At 65.6% G+C, this 15,382-nt stretch carries 14 protein-coding genes; 7 read left to right on the top strand and 7 right to left on the bottom strand.

Going from position 1 to position 15,382, the window contains the following annotated elements:
* Positions 1-319: 319 nt before the first annotated feature.
* Positions 320-3,829, top strand: coding sequence for a PAS domain-containing hybrid sensor histidine kinase/response regulator (locus E4K65_RS24055; protein WP_135176261.1), 3,510 nt, complete (start codon positions 320-322; stop codon positions 3,827-3,829).
* Between the two features lie 39 nt (positions 3,830-3,868).
* Here the strand turns inward: E4K65_RS24055 and E4K65_RS24050 are convergent, their stop codons facing one another.
* From E4K65_RS24050 to E4K65_RS24040, 3 genes are all read right to left on the bottom strand, one after another.
* Entirely contained in the window at positions 3,869-4,423 is a 555-nt protein-coding gene (locus E4K65_RS24050; RefSeq protein ID WP_135176260.1) for a cytochrome P460 family protein, read from the bottom strand.
* Between the two features lie 72 nt (positions 4,424-4,495).
* A complete protein-coding gene (locus E4K65_RS24045) occupies positions 4,496-5,524 on the bottom strand; it encodes an alpha/beta fold hydrolase (RefSeq protein WP_135176259.1) in 1,029 nt (342 codons plus the stop codon).
* Between the two features lie 35 nt (positions 5,525-5,559).
* Complete coding sequence (locus tag E4K65_RS24040) at positions 5,560-5,979, bottom strand: organic hydroperoxide resistance protein (protein WP_135176258.1); 420 nt, start codon at positions 5,977-5,979, stop codon at positions 5,560-5,562.
* A gap of 198 nt (positions 5,980-6,177) precedes the next feature.
* On the opposite strand from E4K65_RS24040, the gene E4K65_RS24035 reads away from it, so the two are divergent.
* Positions 6,178-9,018: an ATP-binding protein gene (locus E4K65_RS24035; RefSeq protein WP_135176257.1), complete on the top strand. Its 2,841-nt coding sequence runs from the start codon at positions 6,178-6,180 to the stop codon at positions 9,016-9,018.
* Positions 9,019-9,024: 6 nt separating this feature from the next.
* Here E4K65_RS24035 and E4K65_RS24030 read toward each other — a convergent pair whose 3' ends face one another.
* On the bottom strand, positions 9,025-9,696 hold the full coding sequence (locus E4K65_RS24030) for a response regulator (protein WP_025575190.1): 672 nt from the start codon (positions 9,694-9,696) through the stop codon (positions 9,025-9,027).
* A 333-nt stretch (positions 9,697-10,029) separates the two neighbouring features.
* Here E4K65_RS24030 and E4K65_RS24025 point away from each other — a divergent pair, with 333 nt between their 5' ends.
* Entirely contained in the window at positions 10,030-11,655 is a 1,626-nt protein-coding gene (locus E4K65_RS24025; protein WP_025575188.1) for an MFS transporter, read from the top strand.
* A gap of 65 nt (positions 11,656-11,720) precedes the next feature.
* Here E4K65_RS24025 and E4K65_RS24020 read toward each other — a convergent pair whose 3' ends face one another.
* The 3 genes from E4K65_RS24020 to E4K65_RS47425 all read right to left on the bottom strand — a co-directional run bounded on the left by E4K65_RS24020 (position 11,721) and on the right by E4K65_RS47425 (position 13,160).
* Entirely contained in the window at positions 11,721-12,194 is a 474-nt protein-coding gene (locus E4K65_RS24020) for a secondary thiamine-phosphate synthase enzyme YjbQ (protein WP_025575187.1), read from the bottom strand.
* 160 nt (positions 12,195-12,354) lie between these two features.
* Positions 12,355-12,876, bottom strand: a complete 522-nt coding sequence (locus E4K65_RS24015; protein ID WP_167771084.1) for a hypothetical protein — start codon at positions 12,874-12,876, stop codon at positions 12,355-12,357.
* A gap of 41 nt (positions 12,877-12,917) precedes the next feature.
* Positions 12,918-13,160 carry a hypothetical protein gene (locus E4K65_RS47425; protein WP_167771083.1) on the bottom strand — a complete coding sequence of 81 codons (243 nt, stop codon included), beginning with the start codon at positions 13,158-13,160 and terminating at the stop codon, positions 12,918-12,920.
* Between the two features lie 75 nt (positions 13,161-13,235).
* On the opposite strand from E4K65_RS47425, the gene E4K65_RS24005 reads away from it, so the two are divergent.
* The 4 genes from E4K65_RS24005 to E4K65_RS23990 all read left to right on the top strand — a co-directional run bounded on the left by E4K65_RS24005 (position 13,236) and on the right by E4K65_RS23990 (position 15,382).
* On the top strand, positions 13,236-13,610 hold the full coding sequence (locus E4K65_RS24005) for an AtpZ/AtpI family protein (protein WP_092186451.1): 375 nt from the start codon (positions 13,236-13,238) through the stop codon (positions 13,608-13,610).
* Between the two features lie 112 nt (positions 13,611-13,722).
* On the top strand, positions 13,723-14,472 hold the full coding sequence (locus tag E4K65_RS24000) for a F0F1 ATP synthase subunit A (RefSeq protein WP_135176254.1): 750 nt from the start codon (positions 13,723-13,725) through the stop codon (positions 14,470-14,472).
* 53 nt (positions 14,473-14,525) lie between these two features.
* Positions 14,526-14,756: a F0F1 ATP synthase subunit C gene (locus E4K65_RS23995; RefSeq protein WP_007599451.1), complete on the top strand. Its 231-nt coding sequence runs from the start codon at positions 14,526-14,528 to the stop codon at positions 14,754-14,756.
* Between the two features lie 62 nt (positions 14,757-14,818).
* Positions 14,819-15,382, top strand: coding sequence for a F0F1 ATP synthase subunit B family protein (locus tag E4K65_RS23990; protein WP_135176253.1), 564 nt, complete (start codon positions 14,819-14,821; stop codon positions 15,380-15,382).

Here is a 15,382-nt window from a genome sequence, read left to right as displayed (position 1 = left end):
CCCCCGCAAGGGGGGAGGGAGCGAGACGGTTGTGGCTGCCTCACATTGATTAAGCGCAACTGCTCGACGCCGTGTTGGTGTCGCCTTTGTCGCAACAAGCGACGTTCTCTCCATTCCCTCCCCCCTTGCGGGGGAGGGTCAGGGAGGGGGGGTGCCACACGGGGACTCTCTCGGTGAGCCTCAAGCGACCAACTTAACGACAACCCCAGTTCCCGCCCCGGGCCCGGCATTTCGCTGTCGCTTGCGCCCACCCAACGCGCTAGATTTGCAGGGAAAATGAGATCGGGCGCCGCCGCGCCCAGGGAGAAGCACGCTCGCCATGCTGCACGACTGGGGCGTGATTGCCGCCGCCTTTGGCTATATCGGCTTCCTGTTCCTGGTGGCGAGCCATGGCGACCGCCGCGCGCAGGCCGGGCCCCGACGTGCCTCCGGGCTGATCTATCCGCTGTCGCTGGCGATCTACTGCACCTCCTGGACCTTCTTCGGCTCGGTCGGTTTTGCCACCCGCACGTCCACCGACTTCCTCGCCATCTATGTCGGCCCGATCCTGATGATCGGGCTCGGCGCCGGCGTACTCCGCCGCGTGATCCAGCTCGCCAAGGCCCACAACATCACCTCGATCGCCGACTTCATCGGCGCCCGCTACGGCAAGAGCCAGGCGGTGGCGGCGACCGTGGCGCTGATCGCGATCATCGGCTCGGTGCCCTACATCGCGCTCCAGCTCAAGGCGGTCGCCTCCTCGCTGGAGACGATCCTGAGCGAGGATCAGGCCTTCTCCCACATCCCGATCCTCGGCGACATGGCGCTGATGGTGACGCTGGCGATGGCGGCCTTCGCCGTGCTGTTCGGCACGCGGCAGACCGACGCCACCGAGCATCAGCACGGCCTGATGCTGGCGGTCGCGACCGAATCCATCGTCAAGCTGGTCGCCTTCCTCGCCGCCGGCATCTTCGTCACCTTCTGGATGTTCTCGCCGCATGAACTGATCGAGCGCGCGATGAAGACGCCGGAGGCGGTGCGCGCCATCAACTACTCGCCGTCGATCGGCAACTTCCTGACCATGACGCTGCTGTCGCTGTGCGCGGTCATGCTGCTGCCGCGCCAGTTCCATGTCAGCGTGGTGGAGAATTCCTCCGATGCCGAGGTCGGCCGCGCGCGCTGGCTGTTTCCGCTCTATCTCGTCGCCATCAACCTGTTCGTGATCCCGATCGCGATCGCCGGCCTCGTCAGCTTTCCCTTCGGCACGGCCGACCCCGACATGTACGTGCTGGCGCTGCCGATAGAGGGCGGCGCGGATCTGCTCAGCGTCGCCATCTTCGTCGGCGGCCTGTCGGCGGCAACCGCGATGGTGATCGTCGAATGCGTCGCGCTCTCCATCATGGTCTCGAACGACCTCGTGGTGCCCCTGGTGCTGCAACGGCGGCCGGAGGGACGCACCGGCGGCGCCGATTTCAGCGACTTCCTGCTGCGCTCGCGCCGGCTCGCGATCTTCGCCATCATGGTGATGGCCTATTTCTACTACCGCGCGCTCGGCAACACCCAGCTTGTCGCGATCGGCCTCTTGTCCTTTGCCGCAATCGCCCAGCTCGCGCCGAGCTTCTTCGGCGGGCTATTGTGGCGGCGGGCGACCGCGCGCGGCGCGATCGGCGGCATGCTGGTCGGCTTCGTGGTGTGGCTCTACACGCTGTTCATTCCGAGCTTCATGGATTCCTCGACCGCAGGCATCCTGCTGCTCCAGCACGGCCCGTTCGGCATCGAGGCGCTGCGGCCGCAGGCGCTGTTCGGCGCCGACCTGCCGCCGCTGATGCACGGCGTCATCTGGTCGCTGTCGCTCAACATCCTCACCTATGTGCTGCTGTCGCTGGCACGGCGGCCTTCGTCCATCGAGCTGGTGCAGGCCGATCTGTTCGTGCCCAACACGCTCGCGCCGATCTCCCCGAATTTCCGCCGCTGGCGCACCACCGTCACCGTGCAGGACATCCAGACCACGGTGGCGCAATATCTCGGCCCGGACCGCGCCCGGCATTCGTTCGAGGCCTTCTCGGCGCGGCGCAATATGCGGCTCGAGCCGGCAGCGCCCGCCGATTTCGAGCTGCTGCAGCACGCCGAGCACCTGATCGCCTCCTCGATTGGAGCTGCGTCCTCGCGCCTCGTGATGTCGCTGCTGCTGCGCAAGCGGACGGTCTCCGCCAAAGCCGCGCTGAAACTGCTCGACGATTCCCATGCGGCGCTGCATTTCAACCGCGAGATCCTCCAGACCGCGCTCAACCATGTGCGCCAGGGCATCGCGGTGTTCGACGACGACCTGCAACTGATCTGCTCCAACCGGCAATTCGGCGATCTCCTCAACGTGCCACCGCATTTCATCCAGTTCGGCACGCCGCTTCGCGAAATCCTGGAATTCATGGACGTGAGCAATCCGGCCGACCCGGTCGAGCGCGAGGCCATGCTGGAGCGGCGGCTTGCCGCGTATACCATCGACAGCGAGCCCTATCTCGAGCGCCTGCCGGACCGCCACATGGTGATCGAGGTGCTCACCAACCGCATGCCCGGCAGCGGCTTCGTCATCACCTTCACCGACGTCACGCCCACCTTCGAGGCCGCCGAAGCGCTGGAGCGCGCCAACGCGACGCTGGAAAAGCGCGTGCGCGACCGCACCGAGGAGCTGACCCGGCTGAACTCCGAGCTGGCGCTGGCCAAGAGCACGGCGGAAGACGCCAGCATCTCCAAGACGCGGTTCCTCGCCGCCGCCAGTCACGACATTCTCCAGCCGCTGAATGCGGCGCGGCTGTATGTCACCAGCCTGGTCGAACGCCAGCACAGCGGCGAGGAGACGCGGCTGGTCGAGAACATCGACGAATCGCTCCAGGCCATCGAGGAAATCCTCGGCGCGCTGCTCGACATATCGCGGCTGGACGCCGGCGCGATGGCGACCTCGATCTCGAGCTTCAAGATGGCCGATCTGATGCGCTCGCTGGAGATCGAATTCGCTCCGATCGCGCGCGCCAAGGGCCTCGATCTCACCTTCGTGCCCTGCTCGCTGCCGGTGGAGTCGGACCGTCTCCTGCTGCGGCGCCTGCTCCAGAACCTGATCTCCAACGCGATCAAATACACCCCGCGCGGCCGTGTGCTGGTCGGCTGCCGCCGCCGCGGCGCCTCGCTCAAGATCTGCGTCTACGACACCGGCGTCGGCATCCCCACGGTCAAGCGCGGCGAGATCTTCAAGGAGTTCCACCGCCTCGAGCAGGGCGCGCGGATCGCGCGCGGTCTCGGCCTTGGCCTCTCGATCGTCGAACGGCTGGCGCGCGTGCTCAACCACGGCATCGCCATCGACTCCAATGTGGGCGGCGGCTCGGTCTTCTCGGTGACGGTGCCGACGGCGAAGGCGATCACCCTCACCGCCGCCGTGACCAGCGCGACGCCGCTGGCGCGCGCGCCGATCGCGGGCGCGCTGATCGTCTGCATCGAGAACGATGCGGCGATCCTCGACGGCATGCGCACGCTGTTGAAAGCCTGGGACGCCGAGGTGATCGCGGTCGCCGATCCCGAAGGCGCGATCGCCGCGATCGAAGCTGCGGGCAAGCGCGTCACCGGGCTGCTGGTCGACTATCACCTCGACCGCGGCAACGGCATCGCCGCGATCCGCGACATCCGCCGCCGCTTCGGCGACGCCATCCCTGCGATCCTGATCACCGCCGACCGCAGCCCCGCCGTGCAGCTGGCCGCGCGCGAGGAGAAGATCGCCGTGCTGAACAAGCCGGTGAAGCCGGCCTCGCTGCGCGCCCTGCTCGGCCAGTGGCGCACGCAGCAGATGGTGGCGGCGGAGTAAGACGGCCTGTTGGCGAGCGCCCGGCCCCGCTTTCGCAACTCAGCGCGCGAGACGGGTGAAGACGTAATCGCGGCCCTTCGCGCGAGCCTCGTGGCAGGCGAAGCAGGTGCGGTGCTGCGCTTCGTCGACCGGCTTGCCGTTGACGAAGCGGCCAAAACCCCAGCCGCCGGTGGAGGCATATTTCCTGGAATCCTTGACCATCACCTGGACCGTGGTAGCCGCGCCGGGAATCGTTGCCGACGCGAATTCCGGTGACTGTTTCCGCTTCCAGGCGCGCTTGACCAGAATAATGCCGTCCGGGAACGGAAGCTTTCCGGCCTGATAGGCGTCGATTGCCACCTGGTTGCCGACGACCGCGCGAAGCTCGTCGAGCGGTGCGGCCTCTTCGGCCGGCGCGATCAGCTCCCACTGCTTGTAGCCCGCGGGAATCGTGACGCCGAAGATCGGCGAGGCATCGGCTGTCGCGGGGCCCTCCGCCAGCGCGATCGAGACGAGGTAGGGCACGCAGGTCAGGAGAACGACCAGAAGAAGCGCGGCGAGCACCATCACCGTAGTGAAGGAGAATCTTTTCTTGGCAGGTTCAGTTGGCGTCATGAGGTTTCATCAAGCTGGGATCAAAGGATGGGCCCCGGTCCAGCCCGGCTGGACCGAGGTGCCGGCGGATCCTCAGGCGCCGTCGGCGTCGATGACGGCCTTGGCAAAGGCTTGCGGTGCCTCCTGCGGCAGATTGTGGCCGATGCCGCCGGTGATCAGGCGATAGTCGTACCGGCCGGAGAATTTCTTGGCATAGACGCTGGGGTCGGGGTGCGGCGCACCGTTGGCGTCGCCCTCCATCGTGATCGTCGGCACGCTGATCAGCGGGGCCGCCGCGAGCTTCTTTTCGATCTCCTCGTATTTCGCTTCGCCCTGGGCGAGCCCGAGCCGCCAGCGGTAATTGTGGATCGAGATCGCGACATGATCCTTGTTGTCGAGCGACGCCGCGCTCCGGTTGAAGGTGGCGTCGTCGAACTTCCACTGCGGCGAGGCGAGCTTCCAGATCAGTTTTGCGAAATCGTGCGTGTACTTCTCGTATCCGGCGCGGCCGCGCTCGGTCGCGAAATAGAACTGGTACCACCATTGCAACTCAGCTGCCGGTGGCAACGGGGCGCTTCCAGCGGCCTGGCTCGATATCAGGTAGCCGCTGACCGACACCAGCGCGCGGCAGCGCTCCGGCCACAGCGCGGCGATGATGTCGGCGGTGCGCGCGCCCCAGTCGAAGCCGGCGATGGCCGCCTTCTTGATGTCGAGTGCGTCCATCAGCGCGATGATGTCGACGGCGAGCGCTGCCGGCTCGCCGTTGCGCAGCGTCTCGCCGGAGAGAAACTGCGTCGTGCCGTATCCGCGCAGATGAGGAATGATGACGCGATAGCCGGCCTTTGCCAGGATCGGCGCGACATCGACGAAGGCGTGAATGTCGTAGGGCCAGCCGTGCAGCAGGATCGCGACGGGACCGTTCGACGGACCTGCCTCGGCATAGCCGACATTGAGGACGCCGGCATCGATCTGCTTGATCGTGCCGAAGGACGCATTCGATGCGGAGGATCGCGGCGCTTCCGATTCGGCGCGGGCGAGGTCGATCACGCCGAGACCCGCGGCAACGGTTCCCGCGGCGATGCCAAAAAACTTGCGGCGATGCTGGTCGATGAGCTGTTTCATGATGGTGCTACCTTGTTGATGGTCGGGGACGCTGGTCAGATCAGCGCGACCGCGACGTCGATGTTGCCGCGGACGGCCTTGGAATAGGGACAGGTCTGGTGCGCCTCATCGACGATGTCGCGTGCGACCTCGCGATCGAGGCCCGGCAGGCTGACGTTGAGGCGGGCCCGGAGGGAGTAAGCGCCTTCATCGAGAAGGAGGTCGATCTCCGCGTCGATCGCGCATTTCCTGGGAAGCGTGATCTTCCGCCTGCGCGCCGCGATCTCCATGGCGCCTTCGAAGCAGGCCGACCAGCCGGCCGCGAACAACTGTTCGGGATTGGTGCCGATGCCGGCGCCGCCCGGCGGAGAGAGCCGCACATCGAGGCGGCCGTCCGAGCTGCGGGACATGCCGTCCTGCCGCCCGCCGCTGGTGTGGGTTCGGGCCGTGTAGAGCAGTTTTGCCGCTTGCGTCATGAAGGTCTCCTTGCCGTCGCGCAACTGACTAGCAGCGGCTGTCGCGGGGCACCCGTTTGGACTTGTGAGAAGTTGTGAGATCTCCGCCTGCGCGGCTCATGAGGCCTGCATGCGCGGTCTGATGCCGATGCAGGAGCGGCCTTGCCGGATCGCGATCATCTGGCTATCCGGTCCGTTCACAAGGACCAAGATCTCGCCATGACTGAGCCGGCTGCGCCTACGGCAGGACCCCTGTCGTTCGGGCCATTCACCGTGACGCCGCGCGAAAGGCTGGTGACGCGCGACGGCGTCGCGCTGCCACTCGGCACGAAGGCCTTCGACACGCTGATCGCGCTGATGTCGCGGCCGAACGAGGTCGTCAGCAAGTGGGATCTGATGGCGCTGGTGTGGCCCGGCATGGCCGTCGAGGAGGCCAATCTGCGCTTTCATGTCGCAGCGCTTCGTAAAGTCCTCGGCGACGGCAAGGACGGCGCCCGCTACATCACCACGCTCTCCGGCCGCGGCTATTGCTTCGTGGCGCCGATCTCCCAAACGGACATTCCGGCAGAGCGGCGCCCCGCACCGCGGATGGAACTGCCGCCCGTGAAACTGCCGAACCGGCTGCAACGGATGGTCGGACGCGACGAAGTGGTCGCGGCCATCTCGGACAGGCTCATCGCCTCGCGTTTCATCACGATCGTCGGCCCGGGCGGCGTCGGCAAGACCGCCGTTGCGGTGGCGGTCGCTCACGATCTGCTCGAGACCTTCGCCGACGCCGCACACTTTGTTGACCTTGCTGCTCTGAGCGATCCCGATCTCGTGATCACCTCGATCCTGCTGATGCTGGGTCTGCCGGCCCAGAACGACGACCCGATGCCCGCGCTACTCGCGCATCTCCGGGACAAGAGGATGCTGCTCATCCTCGACAATTGCGAGCACGTCATCGCCGCCGCAGCGCCACTGGCGGCGGAGATCTTCCACGCCGCGCCGCATGTCCATATCCTGGCCACGAGCCGCGAAGCGCTGCGAGTCGAGGGCGAGCAGGTCTATCGGTTGGCGCCGCTTGCCGTTCCGCCTGACGGTGCCGGACTGACGGCGGCCGCCGCACAGACCTATCCCGCGCTTCAGCTGTTCCTCGAACGGGCGATTGCCGGCGGCGCGCAGATCGCGCTCGGCGATGGCAATGCTGCGATCGTCGCCGGCATCTGCCGCAGGCTCGACGGCATGGCCCTGGCGATCGAGCTCGCCGCCGGCCGAGTCGAGGCCTACGGCCTGGAGCAGACGGCGGCGCTGCTCGACGAACGCCTCAATCTGCTGTGGCAGGGGCAGCGCACCGCGCCGCCGCGGCAGAAGACACTGCAGGCGACGCTGGACTGGAGCTACGGGCTCCTGTCCGACATCGAGCGCCTCGTGCTGCGCCGGCTCGCGGTCTTCGCCGGCCATTTCACCATCGACGCCGCGCTCGAGGTCGTGCCGGACGACCGTGTCGACCGCGCCCGCCTGTTCGACGCCATCGACAGCCTCGTCGCCAAGTCGATGGTCGCACCGCGACCGATCGGCGCGATGATGCGCTACCGGCTGCTCGACACGACGCGCGCCTACCTGCTCGAGATCGAGCCTGATGACGCGGCGCTCGCGGCCCGTCACGCGACCTACTACCGGCGGTGGCTGGAACAGGCCGGTACGACATGGGCGACGGTGCCGAGCGCCGACGAGCGCGCGATCCACTTCTCCGCGCTTCACAACGTGCGCGCCGCGCTGGACTGGTGCTTTGGCGCGAACGGCGATGCGGGCATCGGTATTGCGCTCGCGGCCGCGGCAGCTCCCATCTTTCTCGCGATGTCATTGCTGATCGAATGCCGGCGCTGGTCGGAACGGGCGCTGCTTGCGATCGATCCTTCCACGCACGGCGGCGCCGAAGAAATGCACATCCAGGCCGCCCTCGGACTGACCCTGATGTTCACGCGCGGCGGCAGCGAAGCGGCGCGCGGCGCATTGAGCAGAAGCCTTGCGATCGCGCAGGCGCGCGGCGACGCGCCGAACCAGCTTCAGCTGCTCGGCCGCATGCATATCTTCCACGAGCGGATGGGACAGTTCGATGCCGCGCTTGGTTACGCACGGCAGAGCCTCACAGTCGCCGAGACGCTGGGCGATGCCGCGTCCATCGGGCTCGCCCACTCGCTCCTGGGTGTCTCGCTGCATCTGGCCGGCGAGCATCGCGACGCGCTGAACATGCTGGAGGCGGCCTGGCAGGGTCCGGGTACGGAACGGATCAGCACGGTCCATGGCTTCGATCACCGCAACCGGGCCGGCATCTCGCTCGCGCGAGAGCTCTGGCTGCAGGGCCGGCCCTTGGATGCGCGGCAGCTGGCGCGACAGACCGTCACCGAGGCCGCGCAGATGGACCATCCGATCACGCTCTGCATCGCGCTGATTTGGCTGGTCTCGATCGATCTCTGGAGCGGACAGCTCGACGATGCGGAAGCGAGCATCGACCACTTCATCGCGCATGCCACCTCGCGTTCGATGGGCCCTTATCTCTCGGTCGGCCGCGGCGTCAAAGGCGAGCTGGCCATCCGGCGCGGCGACGCCGCAGGCGGCGTCGAGACGATAAGGGCCTGCCTGCGCGAGCTCCATGATTCCGGCTATGAGCTTCTCACCACGACGTTCAACATTGCGCTGGTGCAAGGCTTGTTGGCACTGGGGCAGGTCGAGCAGAGCGCCCACTTGATCGACGAGGCGATCCGCCTCGTCGATCAAGTGGGCGATCATCTCTACATGCCGGAGCTGCTGCGGATGAAGGCAAGGGTATTGCTGTCCTTCCCGCAGCCGAAGATCGGGGAAGCAGAGACCCACCTCATGCGATCGCTGGAGCTGAGCCGTCGCAACGGCGCGAAGGCCTGGGTGTTGCGAGCGGCGATCGATCTCGCGGAGCTTCTTGCCGACCAGCACCGCCGCAAGGAAGCAAAGCTGTTGCTGCAATCGGCGCTCGACGGCTTCGCCGAAGGCTCGGAAACGGCTGATATCAGGGCTGCCAGCGCGCGCCTGAAGACGCTGTAACGGCTCTCAGCCCGTCGGCGTGCCCTGGCGCCACTGACCACCGGCGATCTTCGCAGCGGCAATCACCGCCTGCGTCCGGCTCTCGACGCCGAGCTTTTGCAGGATCGCCGAGACATGCGCCTTGATGGTGGCCTCGGAGACGCCAAGCTCGTAGGCGATCTGCTTGTTGAGCAGCCCCTCCGACAGCATCATCAGGACCCGGACCTGCTGCGGCGTCAGCGTCACCAGGCGGTCGCGCAGGCGCGTCATGTCGGGGTCCGAGGCGGCCGACAGGTCGGTGTCGGCGGGAACCCAGACGTCCCCCTCCATCACCTTGAGGATGGCGTCGCGCAGCGTCTCGACGCCGAAACGCTTCGGGATGAAGCCGGAAGCGCCGAAATCGAGCGAGCGGCGGATCGTGGCGCTGTCGTCGGAAGCCGAGACGATCACCACCGGGATCGCCGGATATTGCGCGCGCAGATAGATCAGGCCGGAAAAGCCGGAGATCCCGGGCATCGAGAGGTCGAGCAGGATCAGGTCGACGTCGGAGGTCTGTTCCAGCAGCTTGGTCAGATCCTCGAACGATCCGGCCTCGTCGATTCTGGCCGAGGTCAGGACGCTCGCCACCGCCTGCCGCAGCGCATCGCGGAACAGGGGATGATCATCGGCAATGACGAGATGGGTCGAGGGAGCGTTCATCGTTCTCTTGCTGTCGTTCGCGCCGGGCCGGCGAGTCGATGCCACGGCCGGTCAATTCTTCCCTGACCGGCCGTGGCATGCAAGTGCACATTATCCCTTTGCTGCAAAGGGGTTAATCCGGCAGCTTCGCGGCTGCGCACTGCCGCCCGGTCAGGCGCGCGTCAGTGTGCAAGGCCGAAAGTCGTATTGGGGCGGGTTTCACGCCGATGTTACCTTGGAGCCAAGACCTGGGTTGGTCCGGCATGACCGGGCATCTGGGGCGCGAGGAAACGCATTTTCGGGGAGCGACTCAACATGTCGACAATGGCTGTGTCTCAAGCTGGCGCGGGAGGTATGACGAAGGACGAACGGTTCGTCATTCTCGCCTCCTCGCTGGGTACCGTCTTCGAGTGGTACGATTTTTACCTTTACGGCTCGCTGGCCAGCATCATCGGCGCGCAGTTCTTCTCGGCCTATCCGCCGGCCACCCGCGACATCTTCGCGCTGCTGGCGTTTGCCGCCGGCTTCCTGGTCCGCCCTTTCGGCGCGATCGTGTTCGGCCGCGTCGGCGATATCGTCGGCCGCAAATACACCTTCCTCGTCACCATCCTGATCATGGGTCTGTCGACCTTCATCGTCGGCCTGCTGCCGAATGCGGCGACGATCGGCATCGCGGCCCCGATCATCCTGATCGCGCTGCGCCTCGCCCAGGGTCTCGCGCTCGGCGGTGAATATGGCGGTGCAGCGACCTACGTCGCGGAGCATGCTCCCAACGGCAAGCGCGGCTACTACACCTCCTTCATTCAGACGACCGCCACGCTCGGCCTGTTCCTGTCGCTGCTGGTGATCCTGTTCACACGCTCCGCCCTCGGCGAAGCCGACTTCGCCGCCTGGGGCTGGCGCATTCCGTTCCTGGTCTCGGTGCTGCTGCTCGGCGTCTCGGTCTGGATCCGGCTCCGCCTCAACGAATCGCCGATCTTCCAGAAGATGAAGGACGAGGGGAAGAGCTCCAAGGCGCCGCTGACGGAAGCCTTCGGCAACTGGCAGAACGGCAAGCTCGTGCTGCTCGCGCTGCTCGGCGGCGTGATGGGCCAGGGCGTGGTCTGGTACACCGGCCAGTTCTACGCGCTGTTCTTCCTGCAATCGATCCTGAAGGTCGACGGCTACACCGCGAACCTCCTGATCGCCTGGTCGCTGCTGCTCGGCACCGGCTTCTTCATCGTGTTCGGCGTGCTCTCCGACAAGATCGGCCGCAAGCCGATCATCCTCGGCGGCTGCCTGATCGCGGCACTGACCTTCTTCCCGATCTTCAAGATGATCACCTCCAACGCCAACCCGGCGCTGGAAAAGGCCATCGAACAGGCCAAGATCGAGGTGGTGGCCGATCCCGCAGGTTGCGGCGACTTGTTCAACCCGGTCGGTACCCGCGTCTTCACCGCGCCTTGCGACACCGCACGCGCCTTCCTCGCCCAGTCGTCGGTCAAGTACTCGACGACATCGGGTGCGGCCGGCTCCGGCGTGAAGGTGATGGTCAACGGCAAGGAAGTTGCCTACGCCAACGCCAAGGACAGCAATCCGGCGGTGCTCGCCGCCGTGCAGGCCGCCGGCTATCCGAAGACCGGCGACGCTGGCATCGTGAAGATGGCGCATCCGTTCGACATCTTCCGTCCGCAGGTGGCGGCGACCATCGGACTGCTGTTCATCCTCGTGATCTTCGTCACCATGGTGTACGGCCCGATCGCCGCGATGCTGGTCGAATTGTTCCCGACCCGCATCCGCTACACCTCGATGTCGCTGCCCTACCACATCGGCAACGGCTGGTTCGGCGGCCTGCTGCCCGCGACCGCCTTCGCCATCGTGGCCTCGACCGGCGATATCTATGCGGGTCTCTGGTATCCGGTCATCTTCGCATCGATTACCGTCGTGATCGGCTTCTTCTTCCTGCCCGAGACCAAGGACGTCGACATCAAGGCGACCTGATCGACAGCAGCGACCAGCCAACACCAACCGGCCGCGGTCTCCGCGGCCGGTTTTGTTTTCAGCCCTTACTGATTGCTGCCGATGAATTGCAGCACCACCTCGCGCCGGTGCGGGCGGGTGCGATGCTCGATCAGATAGATCGCCTGCCAGGTGCCAAGCGCGAGCCTGCCGTTCAGGACCGGGACCTGAAGCGAGGTCTGCGTCAGCATCGTCTTGATATGTCCGGGCATGTCGTCGGGCCCCTCGGTGTCGTGGGTCCACCCGGCATTCTCCGGCGCGAGCCTGGATAGCGCGGTGGTGAGATCGACCAGCACGGAGGGATCGGCGTTCTCCTGGATCGTCAGCGACGCCGACGTGTGACGGATGAACAGCGTCAGCGCGCCGTCGCGCGCGCGGGCCTCATTGATGAATTTCGCAGCTTCGCTGGTGAGATCGGTGAAGCCGCGACCCGGCGTCTGCACGGTGAGCAGCGACGATGCGATGCTGGTGGCTTGCACCGAGGATGGCGCCGAGCGCGTGATGGATTTGGCTGATGTCATCAAATATCTCGATTGATCGAACACTGCCGTAGGGTGGGCAAAGGCGCGAAGCGACGTGCCCACGTCTTTTCTCAGCATCGTGGAGACATGGTGGGCACGGCGCAAGAACGCCTTTGCCCACCCTACGACAGCTCAACGCGTGGATAGCGCGAAAGGGTCCTCAAATCTTCCCTGACACGTCCTTCTGCACGCGGTTGGCCATGTCGATCAGCCGACGCCAGGCCTTTTCCAGGAACGACATCACACGATCCAAGTCCTGGTCGCTCGGCAGCGGGATCTCGATCTTGCGGTCGCCCTCGGCGACCTTCGGATCCGCTTTCTTGAGCGGGTCGGATTTCGGCAGCGCTTCGTCGATCTTGCCCGACACGGTCGGTCCCGCCGCGATCTGTCCCTTCAGCTTCTCGACTTCGGCCTGGAGCCTGCCGATCTCGGCGTCGAGCGCGGTCCGTTCGTCGGGCACCGCGTAGCAGGCCCAGCCGGCGCCGTTCTTGCTGCAGGTCGACACCGTACCGGTGCGGGTGTCGAGCCGCAGCACGCCCTCGGGGATCGGTGTCATGCTGTAGCGGCCGTTTTCGCTGTCGGGGGCAGATTGGGCGACAACGAGACCGCCGCTGGTTGCCATCACCGCGGCAAGCGCCGCTGCCGCAAACCATGATGTTGTGGAGGACGTCGCTGGTCTCATCGCACTCTCCGCCACGACGCGCAGGTGGCACATCTCCAATTCTACACCCCGGCGAGGCCATCCGCCGCCAAAAACACTCGCCCTGAATCAACGATCCCGGCGGCCCGTTTGATCCCGGCAGCCCGGCGAAATGGCGGCCGCGTCCACCGATCATGAGGAGAGCTGCTGCGGTGCGGCGTCACGCTGTGTGCAGCGCTGCCGCGCAGGCCGATATCATCAAACAAATCAGATACATAACGGAAAGCGACGCAATCGTGACTTGGCTTGACTTGATTATGGGCCATCAGTATGGTCCGCGCGGCTTTTGAGGGTGGCGGGCGTAATTTCCATTCAGCCGCGGCGTTTCGGGTCTTCGTTGCATGACACAGGGCACGGGGCACGGCGAGAATGGAGATCGCGATAGATCGCCCGAGGAAGCTGCGCTTTCCGAACGGCTCGGAAATCTTGACCAGCGGTTGTCCGAGTTTCGCGACCGCCACGTCAAGACCGAGCAACCCGCAGGTGACGGTGAAGACAGAGCGGCCAGAGCTTCGGCTATGGCGCTTGGTTTTCGGTTATCTTCGGAGTTGGTCGCCGGCGTCGTTGTCGGGGCGGGGATTGGCTGGGGGTTCGACCGCTTGCTGTCGACGTCGCCTTTCGGATTTATCGTGTTCCTGCTGCTGGGCTTCGTCGCCGGCGTGGTGAACGTGGTGAGAACGGCGGGCGCGGGGCAAAACAGGCGCGGTGGTTCTTAAGCGATCCGCACCAGGAGAGGAATGATCGTGCCGGCTTCGCCGGTACGGGCCGGCCCGGCCGGCAGACCGAGACCCGCCGGCATTGCCCGGCAGACCAAGAGATGCCGCGCTGATGAAAATCGACCCGATCCACCAGTTCAACATCGAGCCTCTCTTCACGATCGGCCATATCGGCCATCAGACGATCGCCTTCACCAATTCATCGCTCTACATGCTGATCGCCGTGGCGATCATCTCGCTGCTGATGCTTGCCAGTGGCGCGCAGCTGGTTCCCGGGCGCCTTCAGTCGGTCGCCGAGATCTCCTACGAGTTCGTCGCCTCGACCATCCGTTCGACCGCCGGCGCGGAAGGCATGAAGTTCTTCCCGCTGATCTTCTCGCTGTTCATGTTCATCTGCGTCTCGAACCTGATCGGCATCATTCCCTATACCTTCACGATCTCGAGCCATCTGATCGTGACGGCAGCCCTGGCGCTGCTGGTCTTCTTCACGGTCCTGATCTACGGCGTTGCCAAGAACGGCCTGAAATTCTTCTCGATCTTCGTGCCCCACGGCGTCCCCGGTTACATCCTGCCGCTGGTGATGTTCATCGAGATCCTGTCGTTCTTCCTGCGGCCGGTCTCCCACAGCGTCCGTTTGTTCGCCAACATGCTGGCCGGCCACATCGCGCTGAAGGTGTTCGCGGGCTTCGTCGCCATGCTCGGCTTCTCGCTCGGCGCCCTGGGCTGGGTCGGCGGCGTGCTGCCGCTGGCGCTCACGGTCGCGCTGTACGCCCTCGAGATTCTGGTCGCGTTCCTGCAAGCCTATGTGTTTGCGATCCTGACCTGCATCTACCTCAACGACGCCATTCATCCGGGACACTGAGCGGTCCGGGGAATTTCCACCCACAACCCAATCTTTCTTCCAAGGAGTCTAAAATGGATCCGGCAGCAGCAAAACTTATCGGCGCGGGCATCGCATGCATCGGCATGGGCGGCGCGGGCGTCGGCGTCGGCGTGATCTTCGGCAACTACCTCGCCGCAGCCGTTCGCAATCCGTCGGCCGCTCAGGGCCAGTTCGGCAACCTGATCTTCGGCTTCGCCGTGACCGAAGCGCTCGGCATTTTCTCGCTGCTGATCGCGCTGCTGCTGCTGTTCGTTCCGCTCTGAGGACGACGTTCTTCGCGCCGCTTCGACCGAAGCGGCGCGCATGACAGCAACAGGAGAACTCCATGGCTGAGAGTCATGGCGGGGCGAAGGGTCCAGCGGCGGGCGCCCACACCGGGGCCGAAGGCGGTCACGGTGGTGGCTTTCCGCCGTTCGAGAGCAGCACTTATGCTTCGCAGCTGGTGTCGCTCGCGATCTTCTTCGTCGTGCTTTACGTGATCGTGTCCAAGCTCGCTCTGCCGAAGGTCGGCGGGGCGATCGAAGCGCGTCAGAACAAGATCGAGGGTGACCTCGCTGAGGCGCAGAAGCTGAGGGACCAGTCCGACGCGGCCCTGAAGGCCTATGAAAGCGAACTCGCTTCGGCGCGTTCGCGGGCGCAGGCGATCGGCAACGAATCCCGCGACAAGGCGAATGCGCAGGCGGAAGCCGAGCGCAAGGCCCTGGAAGAGCAGCTGGCGGCCAAGCTCGCCGGGGCGGAGAAGACCATCGCCTCGACCCGCACGGCGGCCATGAGCAACGTCCGCGGCATCGCGGCCGATGCGGCAGGCCAGATCGTGCAGCAGCTCACCGGCGTCGTTCCCGATGCCGCGTCAGTGAATGCCGCGGTCGACGCGTCCCTGAAAGGTTAG

This window comes from Bradyrhizobium niftali (assembly GCF_004571025.1).
GTDB classification, from domain to species: Bacteria; Pseudomonadota; Alphaproteobacteria; order Rhizobiales; family Xanthobacteraceae; genus Bradyrhizobium; species Bradyrhizobium niftali.
This window is presented reverse-complemented; position numbering and strand designations above follow the sequence as displayed.